Origin of the sequence: Rahnella woolbedingensis, assembly GCF_003602095.1 — a bacterium.
Taxonomy (GTDB): domain Bacteria; phylum Pseudomonadota; class Gammaproteobacteria; order Enterobacterales; family Enterobacteriaceae; genus Rahnella; species Rahnella woolbedingensis.
This window is the reverse complement of the sequence record NZ_RAHH01000011.1, coordinates 93471-118766: the sequence shown is the minus strand read 5'-3', so window position 1 is coordinate 118766 and position 25296 is coordinate 93471. Positions and strand designations below refer to the sequence as shown.

Below are 25296 nucleotides of genomic sequence, written 5' to 3'. Positions count from 1 at the left end.
ATATCTGCCTTCAGTTCTGAGCAACGTTTTTCACTTCAACGTTTTTCACTTCAGGCGTTGTGGTCATCACGGGTTTCTCCGCAGATTTCACTTCCTGAACTTTCACCGTGGTCTTCTCAACAGGTCGCTCTTTCTTAGCGGTCTGTTTTTTACGATCTGACTGCTGATGACTTTTTTTAACCTGATGCACTTTTTGGGTGACTGGTGCAGCTGGCTTCGGATCTGCTTTCGCAGTCACTGGTATTGCGGCAGGCTCAGTCAGGATAGCCTCCGTTTTCACAGCCTCCGGCAGATTGTTGCTGGCATGCGGAGTTTCAAAATCCGATTTTGGCAGCTCCTTCCCGGTGACGATGAGATCGGCACCCAAAGTAGCAGGCACGGATTTTGGCTGCACATCGAGAGTGGAATGTATCCGCTGGTCAGATTTTTTGTGTTTTGCTTTTGCTTTCTTCGGCAACTTTTTAACCGGTGCAGACGCCTTGGTGACAGTTTTTGGCGCTTCAATGTTTTGTGGTTGCGCAGTCAATGCTGGAGAAGTTTTAATTTCCTCCTGAACCACCGGTTTTTGAGACGACGGGATCAAGTGTTCCTGCTGAAGCATATCCAGCAACTCTAAATTATCGGCCCGAGCCCCCTGAAATGCGGTCAGCAAAAAAATAAAAATAACTGATGTTATTTTGCTCATCATATTTTATTAATTTCCTGGGAGCGTTCGTCCATATTTTTAAATACAGCACCTTTCACGCGGGCGCAGATCATCTTTAATTTTGACTGCAATTCGATATTAAGAATTTCCTCGGAATCTTTATTAATAGCTCCATTATTTTTTCTATATACATCGTAAGCATTAGTCAGTTGCGTAAACTGTGACTGGTAAACTGCAAAATCTCCAGGAGAAAGACTTTGCAACGCTTTGAATTCATTAATGCATGTCACTCCCTCTCTTTGCGCAATCGGGGAGTTACTTTTTGCCGGATCGGTTTTATTTACACAACCTGTTAATATGATTAACGTTGCAATAGAAAATGCTGCTAATTTTAAACCACTCATTATTTATACGTTCCTGTAAGTTTATCCTCTAAAACGTCGCATTATCATTCCTTTAATTAGAGTATGTAAACGTACGGTTTCTGAATGATTATTTAAGTTACACTAAACTAGTTAAAAGTCTCTTTTAATTCAGTAAGTTATTTCAATAATGGGGGGGGGGGTTAATGAATGATTAAGAAAATAATTCTTCTGAAATAAAATAAAGCAGGGTAACGAAGACATTACCCTGCTCATAATTTATTCATTCGTGTGTAGGCGAATTATTATTGCAAGGATTTCGCTCGCTGCGCAAAACTCTTGCGCAGTTTTTGTAATTTCGGCGGGATCACCGCCATGCAGTAACGGTTCTGCTGCCCTGCGCCATCCCAGTAATTCTGGTGATAACCTTCAGCCACATACACTTCGCCCAGCGGTTCGATGCTGGTGACTATCGGGTCACTGTGGTCATGCTGCGCGCGCAGAATTGCCGCTTCTGCATCCGCCTTTTGCTGTTCATTCGCCGGGAAAATCGCCGAACGGTATTGCGTTCCGACGTCATTCCCCTGGCGGTTAAGCTGGGTCGGATCGTGCGTGACAAAATGGATATCCAGCAAATCACCGTAGGTCAGTTTTTCCGGGTCGAAACCGACACGGATGGCTTCCGCATGGCCGGTCGTACCGGTGCAAACCTGTTCATAATTCGGATTCGGTCGACGCCCGCCGGTGTAAACACTTTCCACCGACTCCACGCCGATGACGTCTTTGAACACCGCTTCTGTACACCAGAAACAGCCGCCACCGAAAATAGCGTATTCGATTGTCATACAGACTCCTTCACTCAGGGGGTAGAGGAAATATGGGGACGGATAATGCTGAGATAAAGGTATGCCATTAAAAAAACAGAATGTGAAATTCTTATGACCCGAAAATTATAATATTTTGTGATCGATAATTTCCCCTGTAAATAGTACTGATATTGCGTCTGATTGATCTGCTTTTTTTTTCATGGCAGACTCACTGGCATTGAAATACATGGAATTCCCCTATGAAAGACGTAATTGAAGGTTTTCTCAGATTCCAGAAAGAAGCGTTTCCCCAACGCTCTAAGCTCTTCAAAAAGCTCGCATTAAATCAAAATCCTAAGACCCTATTTATATCCTGTTCTGACAGCCGTTTAGTGCCGGAATTAGTCACGCAGCGTGAGCCGGGCGAACTGTTTGTTATCCGTAATGCCGGTAACATTGTGCCGCCATTCGGGCCGGAACCGGGCGGCGTTTCTGCCACGGTCGAGTACGCGGTGATGGCGCTGGGCGTAAAAGATATCGTGGTCTGCGGACACTCCAACTGCGGCGCAATGAGCGCAATCGCTAACTGCACCTGTCTGGATCACATGCCTGCGGTCGCACACTGGCTGCGTTATTCTGATGCGGCGAAAGCCATCAATGAATCCTTCGAACACGAATCGCCTGAAGCGCGTGTTAACGGTATGGTGCATCAGAACGTGGTCGCGCAGCTGAGCAATCTGCGCACCCATCCTTGCGTGGCGGTGGCTTTAGCGAAAGGCGAAGTGACCCTGCACGGCTGGGTATATGATATTGAATCGGGTTCAATTGAAGCCTTTGACTCCAAAAGCAGCACCTTTATTTCCCTGTCAGATAATCCTGAAGTCAGGGCCAGCTGATAAGAAATACCGGCATGATGTCGTGCCGGTATTTAATGCGGAACAGCTTTAACTCGGTTGCGCATTATAAACCGGCCATTTAACCAAATTTATAATTTCAGCCGCACCTTTAAGCCGACAATATTTCCCCACCTGTACGACACTTAACCGCTTTCTCCTTCAATGCCATAGCGAGAATAATTCATGCCTGTTATCACGTTGAACCGTCTGGCCGATTGTCCTGCTGCACAGTGGGATGCGCTGGTGCCTGCGCAGCAACCCTTTCTCAGTCATGCTTTTTTATCCGCTCTGGAAGACAGCGGCAGTCTGGGGCCCAATTCCGGCTGGCGTCCGCAACATCTGGCCTGGCAGGAAAACGGCGAAATCCGCGCCGCCATTCCCGGCTACCGTAAGCGACATTCTTACGGCGAATACGTGTTTGATCAGGGCTGGGCAGACGCCTGTCAGCGTTCCGGCATTGCTTATTATCCGAAGTGGCTCGGCGCCGTGCCGTTCAGTCCGGTGACCGGCGCACGGCTGCTGGGCGATGAATCTGCTGCGGTAAGCCTCTTACAGGCACTGCCGGATTATCTGGAAGAAAATGGCCTGACCGGCGCGCACATCAATTTTACCGACGAACGCGCCAACCGGATTATCGGGGCTGAACCCGTCTGGCAGCACCGTCAGGGTTTGCAGTATCACTGGCAAAATCGTGACTATCGCGATTTTCAGGATTATCTCGACGCGCTCACGTCGCGCAAGCGTAAACAGTTTCGCAAAGAGCGCGAGCAGGTGGCATCACAGGGCATCGAATTTATCTGGCGGGAAGGTGCACAGGTGACTGAAGCGCAATGGGATTTCGTCTATGCCTGCTACAGCAACACCTATCATATCCGCGGCCAGTCTCCCTATCTGACCCGCGCGTTCTTCAGCCTGCTGGCAGAACGTATGCCGGAGGCGATCCGCGTGGTTTTCGCGCAGCAAAACGGGCGCGATGTGGCGATGGCGTTCAGTTTAATCAGCGGCGATACGTTTTACGGACGTTACTGGGGCTGTCTGGCAGAATTCGACCGGCTTCATTTCGAAACCTGTTTCTATCAGGGAATGGAATACGCGATTGCCAGCGGTCTGAAACGCTTTGATGCGGGCGCACAGGGCGAACATAAACTGCTGCGCGGCTTTGAGCCAGTGATCACCGACTCCTGGCACTATTTACGTCATCCGGGTTTACGTGATGCCGTGGAAGATTTTTTAGTGGAAGAACGTGCCGGCGTGCAGCGCTGGGCAGATGAAGCCCGCGAAGTGCTGCCCTACCGGCACGAATGATGCCTTAGTCCATGCCGACAAAACCGCCGGTCTGATGCTGCCAGAGGCGCGCGTAAAGCCCGCCATGGGCCAGCAGTTCGGCGTGATTCCCCGTCTCGACAATTTGCCCTTTTTCCAGCACCACCAGACGGTCCATTTTGGCAATCGTCGACAACCGGTGCGCAATCGCAATCACTGTTTTGCCGCCCATCAGCGTCTCCAGACTTTCCTGAATCGCCGCTTCCACCTCAGAATCGAGCGCCGAAGTGGCTTCATCCATAATCAGTATTGGCGCGTTTTTCAGTAACACGCGGGCAATGGCAATACGCTGACGCTGACCGCCGGAAAGCTTCACACCGCGTTCCCCGACATGCGCATCCAGCCCCGTTCTGCCCAACGAATCATACAGTTGCGGAATAAATTCATCGGCCCGCGCCTGACGGATGGCCAGTTGCAACTCCTCTTCCGTCGCGCCCGGCCTGCCGTAAAGCAGGTTATCGCGGATAGAACGGTGAAGCAGCGAGGTATCCTGCGTGATCATGCCGATTTGCGCACGCAGGCTTTCCTGCGTGACGTCGGCAATATTCTGCTGATCAATAAGAATGCGGCCACCGTCGATGTCGTACAGGCGCAGCAACAGATTCACCAGCGTGGATTTCCCGGCGCCGGAAGGCCCGATCAGGCCGATCTTCTCACCGGGACGGATGGCCAGATCCAGATTGGGGATCACCCTCCCACCTTTTCCGGCGTTCTCTTTGCCATAATTAAATTCAATGTGATCAAAGTGGATCGCACCCTGATCGACTTTCAGCGCTTTCGCCTGGGGTATATCGGTGACGCTCAGTGGTTTCGCAATGGTGTGCAGACCGTCCTGAACCATACCGATATTTTCGAAAATACCGTTTACCACCCACATGATCCAGCCGGACATATTCACGATACGTATCACCAGACCGGTCGCCAGCGCGATGGCTCCGACGCTTATCAGTGACTGCGTCCACAGCCACAGGGCCAGACCGGTGGTACTGACAATCAGCAGACCGTTGAGCGTGGTGATCGACACGTCCATGCCGGTCACCAGACGCCCTGCCAGCTGAGTTTTCTCGGTCTGTTCGGTAATCGCTTCACGGGCGTATTTCTGCTCCAGATCGGTATGCGCGAACAGTTTCAGCGTGGTGATATTGGTATAGCCATCGACGATGCAGCCCATCAGTTTTGAGCGCGCTTCCGACGACTGCACCGAGCGTTGTTTCACGCGTGGCACAAAATAACGCAGACAAACGCCGTAACCGAATATCCAGATAATCAGCGGGATCATCAGTCGCCAGTCGGCTTCGGCGAACAGGAATAATGCGCTGGCGGCGTAAATCACCACATGCCAGATGGCATCCACCGCCTGCACCGCAGAATCGCGCAGCGAGTTACCGGTCTGCATAATGCGCTGGGCAATACGTCCGGCGAAATCACTCTGGAAAAAATTCAGGCTCTGCCTGAGGACATATTTGTGATTCTGCCAGCGGATCATGCTGGTCATGCCGGGGCTGATTGTCTGGTGAACCAGCAAATCATGCAGCCCGATAAATATCGGCCGCAGGATCATCGCCACCGCCGCCATCCACAAAAGCTCGCCCATATGGTCGGTGAAAAAACTGCCCGGCGGCGTGTCTTTGGTCAAGTCGATAATCTGGCTGAGATAGCTGAACAGCGAGACTTCAATCAGCGCGCCGATCAGCCCCACTACCAGTAAAATCGCAAAACTTGGCCAGACCTGGCGCAGGTAATAAAGATAGAAAGGCAAGACCTGATCCGGCGGCTGAGCAGCCGGTGCCTCACGGAAGATGTCGATCATTCGCTCGAAACGGCGAAACAGCATGGCGCACCTCTTAAATTGTTCATCGTCAAAGCTATCCTGCTTTGATGTTCTGGTTCGGAGAATCTGACAGAACCTATAAGAGTAGAGTATTTCTGCCGTTCGCCCCAGAAATTAGTATTCTTTTCGCTTACAGATAGAATTAAGCCAAATTGAAATTAAATATATTGATGAAAAGGCATTGAATTACAGATGCTGCTTAGATCTTATTTTTAAGATCATTTAATGATATAACAGCCGGGCAATATAAATACGCTCAGAAACTTATTCAGAAACAATAATTACTTTTAGAAAGGAAATCTAATAATGTCAAACTGTACCTATCTGTCACTGACAGGAAAGACTCAAGGACTGATATCAGCAGGATGTTCAACGTATAGCTCGATTGGTAATCGCTTTCAGGCAGGCCATGCAGATCAGATACTGGTGTATTCATCCCAACATGATATTACCCGGGAAATGAACGTGAATCATCACCCGATAAGGATCACCAAGCCTATTGATAAATCAACACCGCTATTACTGGTGGCAATTTCTAATAATGAGATTATTCAGTGTATTTTAACTATTACAGAACATCACAATATGGTACTCAGGAGAAATATCTCACCATAAAACTGACCGATGCCACTCTGGAAAGTATTTCCTCAACCTGCCCGAGCACATTACCAGGCGGAGATGCACAGCCTTACGAAACTCTTTCACTGCGCTATGAAACCATTGATGACCCATCATATAGCCGGGACTTCGGGCTATAGCCTATGGATTGACAGAGTCATGTAGAACAAACTAATGCCATTTGCGGAACTTCAAATGGCATTAGTAAATGAATTTTGAAATTAATGCATGATACCCTGATCAGTAGCGATAATCTTATCATGTAGGGAACATTTAAATTCCAGATTTGAGATACATCATTTGATGCTCCTGAGTCAGGACGTAACGTATAAATATAGTTTCCGTTTTTGAATTCAAACCCCCTAAAATCATGACTGTAATAGTTTGTGAGAACCCGACCTTTCAGATGAAGCCTCTCTCCTGTCTTCTTGTTAATAGCCTCATAGCTCACGTCGTTACATGCCAGACGGGTTTCAGGACAATGCGCCTTCAGTTCGATCTCAAATTTTTGTCCCTGAAATGTACGAATACCCGGGTGCAGTTTATATCCTTCAGCGTGAGAATCGACAGAGAGCAAGGTAATCAAAGAAATAACTTTCAATGATCTCATCGTGCGCAGACTCCGTTGAGGAATAAGTTCTCGCCAAAATAACCGACGTTCCTGCTTAATGATGAAGGCATACCAATATCCTTATTGTTATGAAGTCACGCACCGTGAATTATATTTCACATCGAATTAATTACGATAATTCATTCATTGCACATATAGATTATTAAGAAGAAATAATAACAGAGAAAAGTCAGAAAGGTATTTTATAAATATCAGAAATAAGGGGGGGGAAATTATTGATCATTCTTTCTGCGGCATGAATACTCAACGCCTCGCCACAGAAAGAAATTTAAACTCGTCACTATTTCTTCAGCACCGCATCTTTTTGCAGCAGTGAAAGGACAAACGCCAGCACCATTACGCACGCGGCAATCAGATACACCGAGTGCAGCGCCGAACCGAAGGCCTGTAAATAATCATCACGGATGGCGGCCGGGAGTTCCTGCACCGCCTGCGCGCCCATTGAACGAGGAAGGACAGTGCCTTCCGGGATCCGCGCTATCAGTTGGTCACGCAGCACGTGGGTAAATATCGCGCCAAACATCGCCACGCCAATCGAACCGCCAATCGAGCGGAACAGCGTCACACCGGACGTCGCCACGCCCATCTGTTTCATCGATACCGAGTTTTGCACCGCCAGTACCAGCACCTGCATCACCATCCCCAGACCGAAACCGAGCACGCCGATGTAGAGATACAACATATGTACCGGCGTACTGACTTTCAGAAAGCCCAGCAGCACCATACCGGCGAAACTCAGCAGCGTACCGATAATCGGGAAGATGCGATAACGACCGATACGGCTGATCAGACGCCCGCTGATAATCGAACTGACCAGCAATGCGCCCATCAGCGGCAGCAGCTGCATCCCCGCCTGGGACGGCGACGAACCTTTCACCACCTGCAAATACAGCGGCAGGAAAGTCATCGAGCCCATCAGCGACATACCGATAATAAAACTTATCGCACAGCTGAGCAGGAACGTCCGCTCGCGAAACAGGCCGAGCGGGATAATCGGCTCGGCCGCCAGCGTCTCTTCATAAATAAAGCCACCCAGCGTTACCAGCCCGAAAGCCAGAATGCACCACAGCTGTGGATCAGACCACTGATACACCGTACCGCCTTCACTGGTGAACAAAATGATGCTGGTCAGCGCCGCCGCAAGATAACCCGCGCCGAGAAAATCGATTTCATGGCGAATACGTGCGCTTTGCGATTTCAGTGCCACGCCGATAACCAGCAGGGCAAAAATACCCAGCGGCAGGTTGATGTAGAAAATCCAGCGCCATGACATGTGTTCAACCAGAAAACCACCAATCAGCGGTCCGATGACCGTCGCCAGACCGAATACGCCACCGAACAGCCCCTGGTATTTCCCGCGTTCAGAGGGCGAGATGACATCGCCGACCGCCGCCATACTGACCACCATCAGCCCGCCGCCGCCCAGCCCCTGCAGGGCGCGCATCAGGATCAGCTGCGTCATATTTTGCGCCAGTCCGCACAATACCGAACCGAGAAGGAACACGACAATCGCCGTTTGCAGCACGATTTTACGCCCGAGCAGGTCACCAAACTTGCCGTACAGCGGAACTACTATCGTGGAAGCCAGCAGATAAGAGGTCACAACCCATGAAAGCTGTTCCAGTCCGCCGAGCTCGCTGACGATGGTCGGCAACGCGGTGGACACAATGGTCTGGTCGAGGGCGGCCAGCAGCATCACCAGCATCAGCGCGGAGAACAGCAGCTTTATCGATGGCTTCTGTTCCGTCACTTCGCTCTGTGCCGAATTTATTGTCGTCATAAATGACATCCTGACTTGTAATTAATTAACTGTATAATTAATATTGAAGCATCAAATTCATCTGGTCAATGGATCAAACACCTTATGGCAGACAGAAAAATCTCAGAAACGACTAAATCCGCACAAATGGATCAAAATCCGGAGACGACAACCGTGCGTCGTCCGGGGCGTCCGCGCAGTGGGAAAACCGGAGCGGATAAACGTGAACTGTTGCTGGATGCCGCCCTGAAGCTGTTTGCCCAATACGGCATTGCCGAAACGCCGCTGAGCATGATCGCCAAAGAAGCGGGCGTTACCACCGCCATGTTGCATTACTATTTCAAGACCCGCGAACAACTGCTGGACGTGATGATTGATGAGCGTTTTCAGCCGGTTCGTGCCGGTTTTACCGACATTTTTGAAACCCACGCCGACGATCCGCTGATGGCGATCACTAACATGGCGCAGTGCATGATTGATGCGGCAGAAAAATATCCGTGGGTGGCGCCGCTGTGGGTACGTGAAGTGATCAGCGAAAGCGGCATGCTGAAAAAACGCATGGAAGAACGGAACGGCGATAAGAATCGCAAAATTGTGCAGGAATGCATCAGCCGCTGGCAGTCCGAAGGACGGCTGAATCCGGATCTGAATCCGGCATTACTGTTCATTTCACTTTTTGGTCTGACGCTGTTCCCGATGGCCTCAATGAAAATGCGGCAGGGAGATGCATCGCCGATTTCTCCCGATATGCTGCGCAAACACGTCGCCCTTTTACTGTTTCACGGCGTTGCACCGCAGAAGCCCTAAGCGAAATTCTAAGGAGTGCGGGTATAGCCGCGCAACTCACTTAAATCCCTTTATTTTGTAATGAAAAAAACTGCGCAGACTACTTTATGATGTAACGAAAATGTTGCCGTTACTCAGGGAATGCCGTTTAACATGAAGGGAATGCCACCACTGATCCTCGCTTTGCTCACCAGTTCGTTAGTACTTACTATCGGACGCGGTGTCACGCTGCCGTTTATCACTATTTATCTGACCGAGCATTATCATCTGTTGCCCAAAAGCGTCGGGATTATTCTCGGAGCCAGTCTGGCAATCGGTATTCTCAGCAGTCTGTACGGCGGCTATCTGGTGGATAAATTCAATCACCGGACGCTGATAACCGTCTCTGTCAGCCTGTTCGGCCTGAGCTTTTTACTGTTGCCGTTTCTGCCCAATGTGACCGGTGTGCTGCTGGTTCTGGCGCTGCTGAATGCCTCTTACGCCCTGCTCAGCATTACGCTCAAGGCCTGTATCGCCAGCTGGTTGCCGGTGGAAAAACGGGTAAAAGCGTTTTCGATGAACTACACGCTGGTCAACGTCGGCTGGGCGGTGGGATCATCGCTGGGTGTCTGGCTGGCGGGTTTCAGCCCGATGCTGCCGTTCGTGATTTCCGGCGTGCTGGCGCTGGGCACCGTGATTTCCCTGACCTGGGGGCTGCGGAATATTCCACACAAGCCTCCGCAAACCTCGCTGGAACAAAAACCGCTGCCCAAACCGAATCTGCGCCAGACGCTGAGTATTCTGTCTCATGACCGCCGCCTGATTTACTTCACCCTGGGCAGTACGCTGGGGTCAATCGTGTTCGGGCAGTTCGCCGGTTATCTGTCGCAGTATCTGATTCTGGTTTCGAATGCAGCCTTCGCGTACAAAATTATCGGCGCAGTGATGATCACCAACGCCGTGATTGTCATTGCCTTCCAGTACGTTTTAAGCAGCCGGATGAAGCAGAATACTTTGCTGAAATGGCTGCTGCTCGGCACCCTTTTCTTCATCATCGGCCTGATAGGCTTTATGACCGCCGGACAATCTGTACTATTCTGGGTGATCGCCATGGCGATTTTCAGCTTCGGCGAACTGATCGTCATTCCGGTGGAATACATGTTTATCGACTTTATCGCGCCGGAAAACATGAAAGGCAGCTATTACGGAATGCAGAACCTGAGCAATCTCGGCGGCGCCATCAATCCGGTCATGTGCGGCTTTCTGCTCAGCTATGCCGCACCGTCGGTGATGTTTATTGCGCTGATCGCCTCCTCAATTAGCGGCCTGGTATTCTTCTGGATGGGGCACCGGCTGGCGGCTAATACAACGCGCGTGCCTGCTGTTTAAGGGCCTCCATCAGTCCGATATAAGGATAAGGACCGTAGCTTAACCGGCTGATACCCGCATCGGTGAGTCCGGCCAATGGCGGGGTCAGGCTGTTAGCCATAATATTCACCGGCAGCGCAGATACGTCACAGAGTTCGGCAATCAGCGTCAGGTCGCTCAAACCCGGGGCAAAAAAACCGCTGACGCCCGCATCCTGATAAGCGGTGAGCCGCTTTTTGGCTTCGGCCATCAGCGCAGGATGTTGCGTGGCGTCGGGTTGCTGCAAAAAGACATCAGTTCGGGCGTTGATAAATAGCGTGCTCCCCTGAGAATCCGCCACCTGACGAAGCGACTTCAGGATCTCACTCTGCTCACGGATGTCGTTTAGCGCAGATAATCCCATTTGCTGATCTTCGACATTAATTCCCACCACCCCCGCCTGCAAAAGAGCGCTCAGATTATCGCGGCGGTTTGCGCCGTAACCAGTTTCAAAATCTACTGTCAGCGGCAGACTGATCACCGCAGCAATGCGTTGAACTGTCTGTAACAGACTGGAAAAAGACATGGTTTCGCCATCCTGATAACCCTGTGCCGCCGCACATGACCAGCTGCCGGTCGCGATGGCTTTTGCCCCCGCCTGCTCCACGGCCAGCGCGCTGCCCGCATCCCAGACGTTGTATAAAATGACCGGATTGTGTTTCTGATGAAGCTCTGAAAATGCCAGTGCCTGACTTTGCTGACTCATACCCTGCTCCTCGTTTAGCGGCTCAGCGCCATTCTTCGTTCGTGTTCAATCAGCCACCGCTTGCGCCATAATCCACCGCCATAACCGGTCAGCGAACCATCGGCACCGATTACGCGATGACAAGGGATCAGGATAGAAATCTGGTTAGCGCCATTCGCCCGGGCGACGGCGCGTGAGGCCGTTGCCTGCCCGATATCCGCTGCCAGCGCGGAATAACTGCGCAATTCGCCTGCCGGAATGGCTCTGAGCGCATCCCACACTTTACGGGTAAACAATGAACCGAACTCCGCCAGCGGCGTGACGAACGACTGTTTTCCTTCCGCAAAATAGGCAGCCAGTTCCTGTCCGACTTGTTCAATCAGCGGGTTGCGACCAAAAATAATTTCTGATGACGTCAGCTTTTTCAGCCGCTCAATTTCGTTGGGCAGCGCCGGACGGTCAATAAACTCCAGCAGATACAGCGCGTCGCGGCTGGCAATCGCCAGCATCGAACCGATCGGCGTATCCAGCCAGTCCGCTTTGAGAAACTGATGCTTTCTGGCCTGACTGGGATTGAGCCCGATTTGCCGGGTGATGGCCGCACGAAATCCGCTGCCAGATTCAAAGCTGGCATCCAGCTGAGCATCAATAACCGGCTCCCCTCCGGCCAGCGCATCGACACCTTTCCCGACCCTGCGCAGGCGCGCCATTTCCAGAAAAGTGATGCCAAACTGCCGCTTAAAAGCCCGGCGGACCGTCGAAGGGTCGACGTTCAGCGCCTGCACATCACCTTCACTCCATTTTTTGTCCGGTTCATTTTCCAGTGCAGCCAGTAATTTCAGCACCAGCGGGTCTTTTTCTCCGCCCTGCATCAGCGGACGGCAGCGTTTGCAAGGCCGGAATCCGGCTTCCATCGCGCTGACCATCGACGGATAAAACACCGAGTTCTCACGTTTGGGCTTGCGCGCCGGACAGGTCAGCCGGCAGAAAATCCCGGTGCTTTTCACGCCGACAAAGGCAAAGCCGTCATAGGCCGGATCACGGGCAATCAGCGCAGCATAGAGAACATCATCGTCAGGCAAATCGAAGAGCATGATTTAACTCGCAGACTGGAAACATTGAGGAAAAGCATAGGGGAATCTGAGCGGGAGTAGCGACGTTTTTCGGGCGTTGATTTTAACTATTTCTATTAACGCTTTCCGGCAAGAAAATCCGTGCCCGGCGCAATACCGGGCACGGCCATTTTTACTCTTCCAGACCGCGATTTTTCAGCATCGGCTCTATCGACGGCGCTTTGCCGCGCCAGGTTTCATAAAGCTTTTCGAGGTCTTCGCTGTTACCGCGTGAGAGGATCTCATCCCGGAATTTCTGACCATTTTCCCGCGTCAGCCCGCCCTGTTCAGTGATGCCCGCAAAGGCGTCATCAGCCAGCATTTCTGTCCACAGATAGGCGTAATAACCGGCCGCATAGCCGTTACCCCAGATGTGCTGGAAATAGCTGGAACGGTAACGCGGCGGAACGTAAGCCAGATTCACGTTGTCCTTCGCAAGCGATTCGGCTTCGAACTTATCAACATCCTGCTGCGGATCGCTCGCACTCAGGCTGTGCCAGTGCATATCGAGCAGCGCCGCGGCCAGCAACTCGGTCATGTCATAACCTTTATTAAACTTACTGGCCTTCTCGATTTTGTCCTGCAATGCCTGCGGCATCACTTCACCGGTTTGATAATGTTTGGCGAAGTGAGTAAACACTTTCGGGTCACTCGCCCAGTGCTCGTTGAACTGTGACGGGAATTCGACAAAATCACGCGGCGTCGCGGTGCCGGAAAGGCTCGGGTATTCCTGACTGGCGAACAGCCCGTGCAGGGTGTGGCCGAACTCATGGAACATCGTGATCACGTCATCCCACGACAGCAAAGCCGGTTGCCCCGCAGCCGGTTTCTGGAAGTTTGCCACGTTGTAAATCACTGGCTTATTGCCCAGCAGTTTCGACTGATCGACATAGTTACTCATCCACGCGCCGCCGCCTTTATTATCGCGCTGATAATAATCGGCGTAGAACAGTGCCATCGATTTACCGTCTTTATCGAACACTTCAAAAACCCGCACATCGGGGTTATAGACCGGCAGGTCTTTACGTTCTTTAAAGGTGATTCCGTACAGCAGGTTAGCGGCATAAAACACGCCGTTTTCCAGCACATTGTTCAGCTCGAAATAGGGTTTGATCTGCGCGTCATCGAGATCGTATTTCTCTTTGCGCACCTGCTGGGCGTAATGCTGCCAGTCCCAGGCCGCCACTTTGAAGCCGCCTTTCTGTTTATCGATTTCCGCCTGAATATCGGCGGCCTCACGCTGTGCGCGGGCGGTCGCTGCGGGCACAATTTTGTGCATAAAATCCAGCGCGGCCTGCGGCGTTTTCGCCATCTGGTCTTCCAGCTTCCACGCCGCATAGCTCGGGAAACCCAGCACCTGAGCCTGCTCAGCGCGGACTTTGGCCAGCTTCGCAATCAGCTCACGGGTGTCATTGGCATCCCCCTTTTCGGCGCGATTAACAGAAGCTTCATACAGCGCCTTGCGCGTATCGCGGTCGTCCAGCGACTGTAACAACGGTTGCTGAGTGGTGTTTTGCAGAACCAGAAGCCAGGCGTTATCCAGCTTGCGGTCTTTTGCAGCCTGCGCGGCTGCCGACAATTCGGCATCGCTTAGCCCGGAAAGTTGTGCTTTATCTTTCACCGTCAGCCCGCCCGCTTTGGTCGCGGCCAGTAATTTGTTGGTGAACTGGGTGCTGAGCGTTGCAGCCTGCTGATTCAGCGCCTTGAGTTTGTCTTTATCTGCATCAGAAAGATTGGCACCTGCCAGTTCGAAATCCTTAAACGTCACTTCAATCAGGCGTTGCGATTCCGGGGAGATTTTCAGGCTGCCACGCTGGTCATACACCGCTTTCAGGCGCGCGAACAGCTTGCTGTTGAGATGAATACTGTCGTCCATCGCGGCCAGTTTTGGCGAGGTGTCTTCATCGATTTTTTGCAACGTATCGTCAGTATTCGCACCGGTCATCGCACCAAAAACGTTCTGTACGCGCTGCAGCATGACGCCGGATTTTTCCAGCGCCACATAGGTATTTTCAAAAGTTGGCGGCGTGCTGTCGCTGGCAATTTTATCGACTTCCGCCAGCTTCTGGCGGATACCTTCGAGAATAGCGGGCTCGTAATCGCTGTCTTTATAAAGATTAAATTGCGGTGCCTGATATTCCAGGGGGCTGGGTTTCAGAAATGGGTTATCTGCATTGATGGCGTGATTCATAGCATGCTCCTGCGTGGCGGGCTGTGCAGCCCCTGCAAACTGGCTGAGTGCCAGGCTGGTTGCCAAAAAGAGAGATGACAAACGCATTTCAGTCTTCCTTATCTGAGTGAGAGAAGTGCTCCGTTAAGTCATTGAGAATAGACCTCACTTACCGATCCGGCAAAAGGCAAACGTAGGTAAATCGTGTTATTACGAGGCGTATTCCATATTTTCGATAAAATTTTTCTGTCAGGATACCGGTCTTAGTAAGGCATAAAAGACGACAGAGGATCCGATGATCAAAGACCAGACTTTCCGCGACCAGCGTTTTAGCATGAAGCAATTTACCGGTGAAACGCTGGAGAACTGTCGCTTTTATCGCTGCCGTTTCGACAGCGCCGATCTGTCAGAAACGGCGTTCGTCGATTGTCTGTTTTACGATGATGAAGAACAAAAAGGCTGCTCTTTCCAGCATACAAAATTGCAGGATGCCAGCTTCAAACGTTGCGACCTGACAATGGCGGATTTCAAAAACGCTCAGGCGCTGGGCTGTGAAATCCGCGAATGCAAAGCCACTGGCGCAGATTTCAGCGGCGCGAGTTTTATGAATATGATCACCTCACGCACCTGGTTTTGCAGCGCGTTCATGACCAAAAATAACTTCAGCTACGCCAACTTCAGCAAAGTCATTCTGGAGAAATGCGAGCTGTGGGAAAACCGCTGGACCGGCGCGAATGTGCAGGGCGCAAACTTCAGCGGCTCCGACCTTTCCGGCGGCGAATTCACCGAATTCGACTGGAATAACGTCAACATCACCCATTGCGACCTGACGAACTCAGATCTGGGCGAGCTGAATATCCGTAAGGTCGATCTTGATGGCGTGAAAATTGACGACTGGCAACAAAGTCATTTGCTGGAAAAACTGGGGATGATTGTGATTCATTCGAAGTAATATGATTAGGTATTGTATTTCGACCAAAAACTGTACTTACGCCCATGTTTCTCTTTAACCTTCAACATATAATCTGCATGGTTTGGCAACGCTTTGTAGGATGTCACCCTCTTATCCAACTGGTCTAATTCTTTAAGATAGTCGGCGGCGTGATGATAAGCCTGCGTTTTAGCCCGATGCAAAATATCCCCGAGCAGACAGCGCAACAGAATAATACGAACCAGAGATAAATCGTCAGGAGAAATTTTAAGTAAAGACAATAATGTCGTGTAACTACAGGCCTGCAACGTTTCAAATTCAGCCAGCGCCACACTCTCTGCCAAAGCATATTCCTCAAGTTGCAGTAACGGCGATAATTTCTCATAAATATCAGATTGTTTTAGTACCGAGGCAATAAAATTCACACGTAACTGCTGAGCCTCACCGGCAGAAACCAGCGGAAGCGTCTTCTGAAGATTATGATATGTCGGGCTGATATCTAACAGTAAGATTAATGTCTCCCGGCGTTTCTCATGCTGATTTAAAGCCAAATAACACTCTTCCAGTAGAGATAGTCGTTGTGCATTGGGCTTATCCCACCCGGTGTTTTTCCACTCATTTTCCAGCCATTTTATGGCCAGAACATATTCCTCGCAGCGCATGAAGAATCCTACCATATCGGCTATCTGCAGGTAATTGGGGGAGGGACTGACCAGCAGCGTACACCGTTGGTACATCTCGGGATCTTTTAATGCTTCAGCGATGCCATGAAGATTAACCGACCAGTGATTCGTACCAAACTCGTCCTTTTCCTTTTTTTCCAATGAAGTACGCAATCCCTCTTCATAATAAGCCGCTAACTGGGATAACTCATCTTCTGAAAGCAAAATATCAGCATTAGGCAATAACAAATCAAGCACACCATAATCATTATTATCTGCCAGTTTTCTGACAGTCTGCACCCAGCCTGATCTGGGTGCAGAACTCAAACTGGCTGCTTTTAACCACAACAAACATATCTTTCTGTAAACATCACCAATATACCCATCAGAATCATCGCATCGCTCCAGGCTATGTCCAGCCGTATTCAGTAAGCCATCAACGAGCTTAAAAGCCTGATCAGGTAACACCGGCAATACGTCATTCTCAATTCCCATGCTTATTTCATTAATTTCATGGGCAAAACCTGATGACTCATAATAATCAATATAACTTTTACTTCGCTTTAGTGAGGCTATCTCTTTTTTTAGCAATTTCGCTAATGCATCACTGTCACTACTCAATACCAGACGTTCTATTCTTGAGTCCAAAAAATCATCTTCACCATATAACGAGGCAATAAAATCGGCTAAAACCTGGCAATTGAGCGAGGCAAGATTTTTTACTAACTGATTTTCTTTTTCCATTTACTTGCTCCTTCCCGTTTATAAACATTCTAATGACTGCCATTCAGTAATGCGGCCGCCATACCATCCAGGTGCGTTTTCACCTTCTCCCAGTGCGGCATCACCTGCTTCATCAGGCGGTAAAACTGCTCGCTGTGATTGTGTTCTGCCAGATGACAAAGCTCGTGCAAAATCACGTAATCGATACTTTCACGCGGCGCTTTGACCAGATGTGGGTTCAGCGTGATGCGCCCCTGCGGCGAACAGCTTCCCCACTGCGTTTGCATGGTTTGCACCCGTAATGGTGGCCGTTCACTGACCCACAATGCCTGCCCGAGCATTTCTTCCAGCCGTCTGGCGAAAACCTCTTTAGCGCGATCTCTGTACCATTCATTGAGCAATACGCGGATACGCTCCGGGTTCCTTTCCCGCACGGTAATTTCCAGCCTGCCGCGCAGCATTTTAACCCGTTGCTTTTCCTGTGGCTCCACCAGCACTTTCAGCATGTACTGTTTGCCGAGGTAAAAGTGGCTTTCACCGCTGATGTACTGTCGTTCGGTAATATGTTGCTGCTGCGCGCGGAAATCCCGCAATTGTTGCCAGATCCAGCGTCCGCGTTTTTTCACCGCACCGAGCACGTCTTCATCGGAACTGTTTTCAGGCGCGGCGACCTGCACCCTGCAATCCGGGTGTACTTTGATCAGCACCTTGCTTTTCACACTGCGTCGGGCGCTGATTTCAAAACAGATCCGCTCATCGCCATAGTGAAAACAGAGAGTGGGAGAGTATTTTCTCGGGCGGGAAATCGCGATGCGTACGCTCATATTTGCCTTATGACACACCATTCAGGCCGACGCGGGTGATTTGCACCACGCTTTCGACAATCCTATTCACTTGATCGATACCCGCACCGACGTCCCTGCACTCATGAAACAGCATCGTCAGCAGATTTTTGCGGATCTCCGCTTCAATATTTTGCGTATTGATAGAGTTTTCAGTCACTGCGCGTTCGACCGCGGTATCAATGACAAAGGCCAGTTCTGTCCATTTCTTCTCGACTTGCGGGTCTGCCACGGCAAAAACCTGCGGTAAAGTTTTTTTGAACACGCCGTAATAAGCCTGCGCATGTTTATTACTGCCGAAGGCATCGGGGATATCCTGCAACCGGCGGTTTTCAACATCCTGCATAAACTCGGTATAAAGCAGATATTGCTTGGAAGGATGATCGAACTGTTTTTCCGCTTCCTCTATCGTTTTTAGTAGGAGAGCCGAGAATGCTTCCTGCGCATAAGGATCATCGTGCAATTCCTGCTCAATCATTTTGGTGACACGCGTTTTAATGATGTCAGTTTCGTTGCGGGTTTTATCTTCTGACCACGACGGATGTGGTGTTTTGGGCTTTTGCTGCCCCATTTTCGACACGTCGTACACGGCGTCAGGCTCTTTGATTTGCACGCCGACCACGTGTTTATCGAGCAGTTTTTTCACCTGTTCGGCGTATTCGTCGTAATTCACCGTTTCACCGGCATCGGCTTTTATTTGCTGGCGTAACTGCGAAAGCTGCCTGACGGTTTCTTTGTAACTTTTACGGTCGGCATCACTAAAACTGTTGTCTTCGAAGAACGTCGCCGATTGCAATGCCACTTTCAGGCAACTGGCAAACTCACTCAGTGCCTCGTAGAAATCTTCACGTGCCTTCAGGTGAATATCGACAAACTCGCCGTTGCATTGCTCCATTTTAGGTACCAGAGCCTGACGCAGCTGCTCGGTATCGCTTTTATTCGGCACCGCGTCGAAGATTGCCCATAACGTTTTATGCAATAACGGCAAGCGCTTATATTCGCTGCTCATCTGATGATAAAGACCGTCGAGATCATTGATGTCATAGCCGCCCTGTGTGCGCGAAGCCAGGTCCTGATATTTGGCGATGGTGGTGTCCAGCTCCGCCAGTACACCGCGATAGTCGATCAGCAACCCTTCTTTCTTCTTATCATGCAGTCGGTTAACGCGGGCAATGGCCTGAATGAGGTTATGCCCTTTCAGGGATTTATCGATATACAACACAGCATTAAGCGGCTCATCGAAACCGGTCAACAACTTGTCGACCACGATCAGCAATTTCAACTTTTCGTCTTTCTCAAAACGCCCAATCAGTTTCTGGGTATATTTCCGCTCATCCTCACTGCCAACGTTATCTTTCCACCATTTCGACACTTCCGGCTGGGTTGCTTCATCAATACTGGTATTACCTTCGCGGGTATCCGGCGGGCTCATCACCACGGCGGACTCAAACAAGCCCGCTTCGTCGAGGTACTTTTTATATTTGATGGCAGACAGTTTGCTGTCACACGCCAACTGACCTTTTAGCCCCTCGGTGATGTGTTTACTGAAGTGATTGGCGACGTCCAGCGCGATTAAATGAATACGATCGTCGGCGCTTTGCACTGCGCCTTTGCGGGAATATTTACGTTTTAAGTCGGCGCGCTGCGCGTCGCTCAAACCATCAGTAATACGATCAAACCAGCTGTCGACGGCTTTCTGATTAACGTTCAGTTCTGGCGGGCGCTCTTCATATAACAGCGGCGTGACGGCTTTATCTTCCACCGCGCGCTGCATGGTATAGGCGTGAACAATCGGGCCGAATTTGTTGGTGGTTTTATCGTCTTTGAGCAGCGGCGTGCCGGTAAAGGCCACGAAAGCCGCGTTGGGCAGCGCCAGCTTCATGCGGATGTGATTTTCACCGCCCTGGCTGCGGTGGCCTTCGTCGATCAGCACCACGATATTGGCATCGTCGTTATGGCACTCGGGTAATTCGGTTGCCGAGGTAAATTTCTGGATCAGCGAGAAGATAATCCGCTGTTTACCCTGGCCGATTTGCTGCGCCAGACGCGCGCCCGACGTGGCCATCGCATGCTTATAATCATTTTTGCCTGCCAGCTCGCCGCCCGACACGAAGCTTTTGCTGAGCTGGCTTTGCAGATCCACGCGGTCTGTGACGACGATGAAACGGCAGGCTTTCAGTGATTCATCTAACAACAGCGCTTTGCTGAACAGTACCATCGTCAGGGATTTGCCCGAACCGGTGGTATGCCAGATAACGCCCCCTTCACGACCGCCCTGCGCATTTTTGAGTTTGATACGATCGGTGAGCCGTTTGATGCCAAACACCTGTTGATAGCGGGCAATCACCCGGCCCACTTTTGTGTCGAACAGCGTGTACAGGCGAACCATCTCCAATAAGCGCGCCGGTAACAGCAGGCTGATAAGCATCTGGTCCTGTCCCGTCACCGCCAGATGGCCGCCGGCAATCAGATTCTGATACCAGTGTAAATCTTCCGGCTTACGGTGGCTGAACAGGCCGGAAACCTGCTGCGGGTTCAGTCTTTTGTTCTTCACCGCCAGCATTTCAGCGTCGGTAATATCTTCTTCGCGCCAGCCACCCCAGAATTTCAGCGGCGTGCCGCAGGTACCGTAACGCCCGTCGCTGCCGTTAATCGAGAGCAAAATCTGGCTGTAGACGAACAGATGCGGAATTTCGTCGTCCATCTGATTACGCAGGTTTTGGGAAATACCTTCCTCGATAGTCGGGCCTCTTTTGCCCTGGCTGACCGGGCGTTTAGCCTCGATCACTACCATCGGAATGCCATTCACAAAACCGACGATATCCGGTTTGCGGCAATCATAATGCGATGAGCCAATGCCGCCGGTGCGGGTCACGCGAAACTCTTCGGTGACCAGAAAGCTGTTGTTGGCGATATTTTTCCAGTCGACCAGTTCAACGGTCTGGCTGGATTTACGCCCATCAACAAACTCAGTGACCGTTATGCCGTACAGCAAGTGGTTGTGCATCCGCTGATTAGCCGACATCAACCCTTCATTCAGGGCCGGGCTGCATACTTCGCTAATAATATTTTCAATGGATTTTTCAGACAGCGGATACACTTTCCCCGCGTAATGAAAACGGCGGGTTTTCAGCATCCGGTGCAGTTCATCACGCAATACCACCTGATCCAGCTTGCCGCCGCGTGCCGCCAGCGCCTGAGCGGGCGACAGAAACGTCCAGCCCATGTGGGTCATCAGCGTCAGCGCCGGTAATTTGGCGATATATTCTTCTTCAAACTTCGGCAGGGGGTGTGGTTCAGGCTGTGACATCCGTTAGTCCTTTTTCTTCTGTAAACGTTTCTCGAGTTGATCCAGCTGTTCCAGCTCAGCCCTGTCAGCTTCCAGTGCATCCTGCTTTTTACGCTGCTGATCAAATACTTCATAGCATTGATGTGCTTTTAACGTCATTTGCTCACGGCTTATTGAACCCGCACGTTTTAATATCGGCTGATCGTTAAATGCCATGAACTTATCGATGTACTCTTGCCAGTCGCTCAAAACTAAATGTTGTTTCCTCTCGGCACGGAATTCTGCGAATTCAAAGAACATGGAAACCTGCCGGTTGAGGCTGTCCAGTTCATCGTTATTCAGATAATTTTTGGCCACTACAACATCCGCTTTGCGCACACGCTGCCCTTTGAAACTGAATAAGTTCATATTCGGTTTATTTGGGTCTGCTCTTTGTACAATTAACTCGGCAGCTGTAAAACCCGTCACGGCAAAAAACAACTTATTTTGAACTTCGGCAAATAATAATGAAGTCTCTTTCTCATTAGCCCGGTAATCTTCTGATAATGCCAGCAAATCACGTATTTTTTGATAGAAACGTAATTCGGAAGAATGAATTTCGCGGATACGTTCGAGGAGTTCATCGAAGTAATCCCACTTGGGATCTTTAAGGCGCTCGTCATCCATCACGACGCCTTTAGACAAATATTCACCCAGAGTATGCGTCGCCCACCGTCTGAACTGTGTGCCGCGCGTCGAACGAACCCGATAGCCTACGGCGAGGATCAGTGGCAGAGCATAAAGCTGGGTCAGATACTCTTTTCCGTCACCCGCAGTTGTCAACTTACGGTTGACAACTGCCTCCTCAACCAGCTCCTGCTCTGAGAAAATGCTTTTCACATGCTTACTGATATTTTGCTTGCTAGTCTGGTAAAGTTCCGCCATTTCGAGCTGTGTCAGCCATACCTGCCCACCCAGCTGACGCAGAGTGAACTGCGCCAATCCATCTTCACTGGTATACAAAATCACATCATTTTCAGGCATCCATGCATTCCTCTGTAGCGTTGATTTTCACGCGGCGCTTACCGGTCAGCAATTGCTGCATCAGCGCGGTTTTCTCCTGCTTCAGGAACACCAGTTTCTTTTGCAGCAGCTCGATTTCGTTATCGGCAGCCGTGAGGATTTGGGCGATTTTTTGTTGTTCAGGGAGAGAGGGAACGGGCACTTTAATTTTCCCAAATTCATCCCAACGCAAACTCCCCCGGCGGTCAACCGAAGCGTTTGTTGAAGCTGAAAAAATTTGCTTGTAATGATCTGTTTTGAATAATGCGTATAAATATAAGGATGAAATGAACTTTTCATTTACTCCAAAAATTATATAAATAGGGCTAACAATTCCGACCTCATATAAATCCTGAAGCCCGATAGACCCCTCCTCAATATGATTAGATGGAAAACCAAACCATCCTTTTTTTATTATTTTGTATCCACTAGTATTATCACTATAGACTTTTTTATTAAAATATTTTAAAGAGTCTATAAACCCACTATGTTTTGAACATGAAAGAACAGGATAGTCTTTACCTTCTTTATTCTTTATAGATATATTTTTAGCAATATCATCGATCTGTTTAAAACCCCAATCTAAAGGTATTTTTCCATATCTTGTAGTTTGATATTCATTCAATTTCTCAAACCCCGGCAACCGCTTCTTACCCGTCAACAAACTCTGCATCAGCGCTTTTTTCTGCTGCTGGCTGTTGCCGATCAGTTGTTCAGTGGTCGCAATCGCCTTATCCCAGGTTGAGAGGATTTGGGCGATTTTGGTTTGTTCTGGGAGTGGGGGGACAGGCATTGTGATTTTTTTAAGTAATGCACCACTTAGATTACTCTGCCCCGCCGAATTGCTAAATTTACGAATAGCTTCGTATTGACTTAGTAAAAACTGGAAATAGAAATCAGCATCAGAGTTAGAATCAAAAATTGCAATTCCACAGTTTTGATTTGTACAAGCAGGAAGCTTCAATATAGCCACTTGTCCACGAGTTTTACCTTGACCTATCATTGCAATCAGTACGGAATTTTCAGGTACAAGTTTTGCTGATGAATTTTTAAGCCCGTCTTCAGTAATAAACTCCTTTATATCATTATAATATAAAGGACAGTTTTTAACCTCTGTAGTTCGAACCCAAGGTATTGCGCCGTTCCAGTACTCAATATTATCTCTGCTTGGTGTACCGCCAGACGTTACTGTCGCAATATCACCCAAATTTTTAACTTCCCACCCCGCCGGAACCTTACTCATAACCCAGCTCCTTCAGATATCCCGCCATTTCCGCTTCCAGCGCATCCAACTGAGCAGTTAATTCTAAGCGCTCTGTGCGCACCGCCACCAGATCGATTTCATCTTCTTCTTCGAAGGTATCGACATAGCGCGGGATATTCAGGTTGTAGTCGTTATCCTGAATATCTTTCAGGCTGGCGATATAGGCGTATTTATCGACAGAGCCGCCTTCACGGTAAGTCGCGATAATTTTTTTAATATTTTCCGGGCTAAGTTCGTTCTGGTTTTTACCGGATTTATATTCCCGGCTGGCATCGATAAACAGCACGTTGTTGTCGATTTTGTCTTTCTTAAAGATAAGGATCGCCGCCGGAATACCGGTGCCGTAAAACAGTTTTTCCGGCAGGCCGATCACCGCGTCGAGCAGGTTTTCTTCAATCAGCTGCTGACGGATTTTCCCTTCACTGGAACCCCGGAACAGCACGCCGTGCGGCACCACCACGCCCATGCGACCGGTGGCGGGTTTTAGCGTTTGGATCATATGCGAGATAAACGCATAGTCGCCCTTGGTTTTTGGCGGCACACCGCGATGGAAGCGATCAAATTTATCAGATGCCGCATCGTCGTGGCCCCACTTATCGAGGCTGAACAGCGGGTTGGCGGTGACGATATCAAACAGCATCAGGTCGCCGTTTTTATCCAGCAATTTCGGGTTGCGGATGGTATCGCCCCACTCGATTTTGTGGTTGTCTTCGCCGTGCAGGAACATGTTCATTTTCGCCAGCGCCCAGGTGGAGCCGATCGCTTCCTGACCGTACAACGCGTAATGCTTCGAACCGTGGTTGGTGCGTACACGGGCACCACATTTGATAAGCAACGAGGCGGAACCACAGGCGGGGTCACAAATGGTATCGCCCGGTTGCGGATCCAGCAGTTCAGAGATTAAATCCGACACTTCCGGTGGGGTGTAAAACTCACCGGCTTTCTGACCGCCGTTAGACGCAAATTTCTTGATCAGGTATTCATAAGCGTTGCCGATCACATCCAGTGTGCCGACGCGGCTCGGTTTAAGGTTCAGCTCAGGTTTATCGAAGTGCTCGATCAGTTCACGCAGAATGCCGTTCTTCTGCTTCTCTTCACCCAGTTTATCGGTGTTAAAAGAGATATCCTGGAACACGCTCTTTCCGGCGTCTTTCAGCTTGGTGCCGTTGGCTTCTTCAATGGCGTGCAGCGCCTGATCGATACGCTCACCGTTTTTGGCTTCATGGCGGCGGGCATAAATGGCGTAATAGCTGGCGTCTTTCGGCAGAACAAAACGCTCACTTTTCATCAGCGCTTCAATCAGCTCCGGCGAGTCGCCGTGCTCTTTGGCGTAGGTGTCGTAATGATCCTGCCAGACGTCGGAGATGTACTTCAAAAACAGCATCGTCAGGATGAAATCTTTGTAGGTGTCCGCGCTGATGGTGCCACGGAAGGTATCGCAGGCGTCCAAAGGGCTTTGTTAATGTCGTCTTGTTTTACTTTATCGGTCATTCGGGTCAGCCACTCTTAATAGGTCATGGAAAAGCATGGCGG

General features: G+C 50.1%; 19 protein-coding genes and 2 pseudogenes. 6 read left to right on the top strand and 15 right to left on the bottom strand.

The annotated features are described in order from the left end of the window. Positions 1 to 10: 10 nt before the first annotated feature. The 3 genes from D6C13_RS11335 to msrA all read right to left on the bottom strand — a co-directional run bounded on the left by D6C13_RS11335 (position 11) and on the right by msrA (position 1853). Entirely contained in the window at positions 11 to 688 is a 678-nt protein-coding gene (locus tag D6C13_RS11335) for a hypothetical protein (RefSeq protein ID WP_120132847.1), read from the bottom strand. Continuing rightward, complete coding sequence (locus tag D6C13_RS11330; RefSeq protein ID WP_120132846.1) at positions 685 to 1050, bottom strand: hypothetical protein; 366 nt, start codon at positions 1048 to 1050, stop codon at positions 685 to 687. The genes D6C13_RS11335 and D6C13_RS11330 overlap by 4 nt, the downstream gene beginning before the upstream one ends. A gap of 263 nt (positions 1051 to 1313) precedes the next feature. Continuing rightward, positions 1314 to 1853: a peptide-methionine (S)-S-oxide reductase MsrA gene (msrA, locus tag D6C13_RS11325; RefSeq protein WP_120132845.1), complete on the bottom strand. Its 540-nt coding sequence runs from the start codon at positions 1851 to 1853 to the stop codon at positions 1314 to 1316. A 221-nt stretch (positions 1854 to 2074) separates the two neighbouring features. Here msrA and D6C13_RS11320 point away from each other — a divergent pair, with 221 nt between their 5' ends. Both D6C13_RS11320 and D6C13_RS11315 read left to right on the top strand, forming a co-directional pair. Beyond that, entirely contained in the window at positions 2075 to 2710 is a 636-nt protein-coding gene (locus tag D6C13_RS11320; protein WP_120132844.1) for a carbonic anhydrase, read from the top strand. A 183-nt stretch (positions 2711 to 2893) separates the two neighbouring features. After that, the gene (locus tag D6C13_RS11315; protein ID WP_120132843.1) at positions 2894 to 4015 is read left to right on the top strand and encodes a GNAT family N-acetyltransferase; all 1122 of its coding nucleotides are present in this window, start codon (positions 2894 to 2896) and stop codon (positions 4013 to 4015) included. A gap of 4 nt (positions 4016 to 4019) precedes the next feature. Here D6C13_RS11315 and D6C13_RS11310 read toward each other — a convergent pair whose 3' ends face one another. Beyond that, positions 4020 to 5867 (bottom strand): ABC transporter ATP-binding protein, encoded by a 1848-nt coding sequence (locus D6C13_RS11310; RefSeq protein ID WP_120132842.1) that lies wholly within the window; start codon positions 5865 to 5867, stop codon positions 4020 to 4022. 303 nt (positions 5868 to 6170) lie between these two features. Between D6C13_RS11310 and D6C13_RS11305 the strand changes: the two are divergent. Beyond that, positions 6171 to 6647, top strand: a pseudogene (locus tag D6C13_RS11305) (Hcp family type VI secretion system effector). On the opposite strand, the gene D6C13_RS11300 reads toward D6C13_RS11305, so the two are convergent. Both D6C13_RS11300 and D6C13_RS11295 read right to left on the bottom strand, forming a co-directional pair. Next, positions 6640 to 7092, bottom strand: a complete 453-nt coding sequence (locus tag D6C13_RS11300) for a hypothetical protein (RefSeq protein ID WP_120132841.1) — start codon at positions 7090 to 7092, stop codon at positions 6640 to 6642. The pseudogene D6C13_RS11305 and the gene D6C13_RS11300 sit on opposite strands and share 8 nt — an antisense overlap. A 301-nt stretch (positions 7093 to 7393) precedes the next feature. Continuing rightward, positions 7394 to 8893, bottom strand: coding sequence for an MDR family MFS transporter (locus D6C13_RS11295; protein ID WP_120132840.1), 1500 nt, complete (start codon positions 8891 to 8893; stop codon positions 7394 to 7396). A gap of 84 nt (positions 8894 to 8977) precedes the next feature. Here D6C13_RS11295 and D6C13_RS11290 point away from each other — a divergent pair, with 84 nt between their 5' ends. Beyond that, positions 8978 to 9679 (top strand): TetR/AcrR family transcriptional regulator, encoded by a 702-nt coding sequence (locus D6C13_RS11290; protein ID WP_120132839.1) that lies wholly within the window; start codon positions 8978 to 8980, stop codon positions 9677 to 9679. 132 nt (positions 9680 to 9811) lie between these two features. Next, on the top strand, positions 9812 to 11026 hold the full coding sequence (locus D6C13_RS11285) for an MFS transporter (protein ID WP_120132909.1): 1215 nt from the start codon (positions 9812 to 9814) through the stop codon (positions 11024 to 11026). Here D6C13_RS11285 and D6C13_RS11280 read toward each other — a convergent pair. The 3 genes from D6C13_RS11280 to dcp form a co-directional block, all read right to left on the bottom strand. Then, a complete protein-coding gene (locus D6C13_RS11280; protein ID WP_120132838.1) occupies positions 10998 to 11750 on the bottom strand; it encodes an isocitrate lyase/PEP mutase family protein in 753 nt (250 codons plus the stop codon). The two genes, D6C13_RS11285 and D6C13_RS11280, sit on opposite strands and share 29 nt — an antisense overlap. A 14-nt stretch (positions 11751 to 11764) precedes the next feature. Next, the gene (locus D6C13_RS11275) at positions 11765 to 12823 is read right to left on the bottom strand and encodes a bifunctional transcriptional activator/DNA repair enzyme AdaA (protein ID WP_120132837.1); all 1059 of its coding nucleotides are present in this window, start codon (positions 12821 to 12823) and stop codon (positions 11765 to 11767) included. A gap of 151 nt (positions 12824 to 12974) precedes the next feature. Further along, complete coding sequence (dcp, locus tag D6C13_RS11270; RefSeq protein WP_120132836.1) at positions 12975 to 15119, bottom strand: peptidyl-dipeptidase Dcp; 2145 nt, start codon at positions 15117 to 15119, stop codon at positions 12975 to 12977. 187 nt (positions 15120 to 15306) lie between these two features. Here dcp and D6C13_RS11265 point away from each other — a divergent pair, with 187 nt between their 5' ends. After that, positions 15307 to 15963 carry a Qnr family pentapeptide repeat protein gene (locus tag D6C13_RS11265; protein ID WP_120132835.1) on the top strand — a complete coding sequence of 219 codons (657 nt, stop codon included), beginning with the start codon at positions 15307 to 15309 and terminating at the stop codon, positions 15961 to 15963. Between the two features lie 5 nt (positions 15964 to 15968). Here the strand turns inward: D6C13_RS11265 and D6C13_RS11260 are convergent, their stop codons facing one another. The 6 genes and pseudogenes from D6C13_RS11260 to D6C13_RS11235 all read right to left on the bottom strand — a co-directional run bounded on the left by D6C13_RS11260 (position 15969) and on the right by D6C13_RS11235 (position 25254). Then, a complete protein-coding gene (locus D6C13_RS11260) occupies positions 15969 to 17348 on the bottom strand; it encodes a DUF6880 family protein (RefSeq protein ID WP_120132834.1) in 1380 nt (459 codons plus the stop codon). 29 nt (positions 17349 to 17377) lie between these two features. Continuing rightward, positions 17378 to 18151 (bottom strand): M48 family metallopeptidase, encoded by a 774-nt coding sequence (locus D6C13_RS11255; protein WP_120132833.1) that lies wholly within the window; start codon positions 18149 to 18151, stop codon positions 17378 to 17380. A 7-nt stretch (positions 18152 to 18158) separates the two neighbouring features. Beyond that, positions 18159 to 21479: a type I restriction endonuclease subunit R gene (locus D6C13_RS11250; protein ID WP_120132832.1), complete on the bottom strand. Its 3321-nt coding sequence runs from the start codon at positions 21477 to 21479 to the stop codon at positions 18159 to 18161. A gap of 3 nt (positions 21480 to 21482) precedes the next feature. Then, positions 21483 to 22481, bottom strand: coding sequence for a RhuM family protein (rhuM, locus tag D6C13_RS11245; RefSeq protein ID WP_120132831.1), 999 nt, complete (start codon positions 22479 to 22481; stop codon positions 21483 to 21485). Further along, entirely contained in the window at positions 22474 to 23742 is a 1269-nt protein-coding gene (locus D6C13_RS11240; protein ID WP_120132830.1) for a restriction endonuclease subunit S, read from the bottom strand. Before D6C13_RS11240 ends, rhuM begins: the two co-directional genes overlap by 8 nt. Next, positions 23735 to 25254, bottom strand: a pseudogene (locus D6C13_RS11235) (type I restriction-modification system subunit M). The gene D6C13_RS11240 and the pseudogene D6C13_RS11235 overlap by 8 nt, the downstream one beginning before the upstream one ends. Positions 25255 to 25296 lie beyond the last annotated feature (42 nt).

Coding starts and splice junctions, on each gene's coding strand:
- D6C13_RS11335 (WP_120132847.1), bottom strand. CDS start 688: ATGATGAGCAAAATAACATCAGTTATTTTTATTTTTTTGCTGACCGCA.
- D6C13_RS11330 (WP_120132846.1), bottom strand. CDS start 1,050: ATGAGTGGTTTAAAATTAGCAGCATTTTCTATTGCAACGTTAATCATA.
- msrA (WP_120132845.1), bottom strand. CDS start 1,853: ATGACAATCGAATACGCTATTTTCGGTGGCGGCTGTTTCTGGTGTACA.
- D6C13_RS11320 (WP_120132844.1), top strand. CDS start 2,075: ATGAAAGACGTAATTGAAGGTTTTCTCAGATTCCAGAAAGAAGCGTTT.
- D6C13_RS11315 (WP_120132843.1), top strand. CDS start 2,894: ATGCCTGTTATCACGTTGAACCGTCTGGCCGATTGTCCTGCTGCACAG.
- D6C13_RS11310 (WP_120132842.1), bottom strand. CDS start 5,867: ATGCTGTTTCGCCGTTTCGAGCGAATGATCGACATCTTCCGTGAGGCA.
- D6C13_RS11300 (WP_120132841.1), bottom strand. CDS start 7,092: ATGAGATCATTGAAAGTTATTTCTTTGATTACCTTGCTCTCTGTCGAT.
- D6C13_RS11295 (WP_120132840.1), bottom strand. CDS start 8,893: ATGACGACAATAAATTCGGCACAGAGCGAAGTGACGGAACAGAAGCCA.
- D6C13_RS11290 (WP_120132839.1), top strand. CDS start 8,978: ATGGCAGACAGAAAAATCTCAGAAACGACTAAATCCGCACAAATGGAT.
- D6C13_RS11285 (WP_120132909.1), top strand. CDS start 9,812: ATGAAGGGAATGCCACCACTGATCCTCGCTTTGCTCACCAGTTCGTTA.
- D6C13_RS11280 (WP_120132838.1), bottom strand. CDS start 11,750: ATGAGTCAGCAAAGTCAGGCACTGGCATTTTCAGAGCTTCATCAGAAA.
- D6C13_RS11275 (WP_120132837.1), bottom strand. CDS start 12,823: ATGCTCTTCGATTTGCCTGACGATGATGTTCTCTATGCTGCGCTGATT.
- dcp (WP_120132836.1), bottom strand. CDS start 15,119: ATGCGTTTGTCATCTCTCTTTTTGGCAACCAGCCTGGCACTCAGCCAG.
- D6C13_RS11265 (WP_120132835.1), top strand. CDS start 15,307: ATGATCAAAGACCAGACTTTCCGCGACCAGCGTTTTAGCATGAAGCAA.
- D6C13_RS11260 (WP_120132834.1), bottom strand. CDS start 17,348: ATGGAAAAAGAAAATCAGTTAGTAAAAAATCTTGCCTCGCTCAATTGC.
- D6C13_RS11255 (WP_120132833.1), bottom strand. CDS start 18,151: ATGAGCGTACGCATCGCGATTTCCCGCCCGAGAAAATACTCTCCCACT.
- D6C13_RS11250 (WP_120132832.1), bottom strand. CDS start 21,479: ATGTCACAGCCTGAACCACACCCCCTGCCGAAGTTTGAAGAAGAATAT.
- rhuM (WP_120132831.1), bottom strand. CDS start 22,481: ATGCCTGAAAATGATGTGATTTTGTATACCAGTGAAGATGGATTGGCG.
- D6C13_RS11240 (WP_120132830.1), bottom strand. CDS start 23,742: ATGAGTAAGGTTCCGGCGGGGTGGGAAGTTAAAAATTTGGGTGATATT.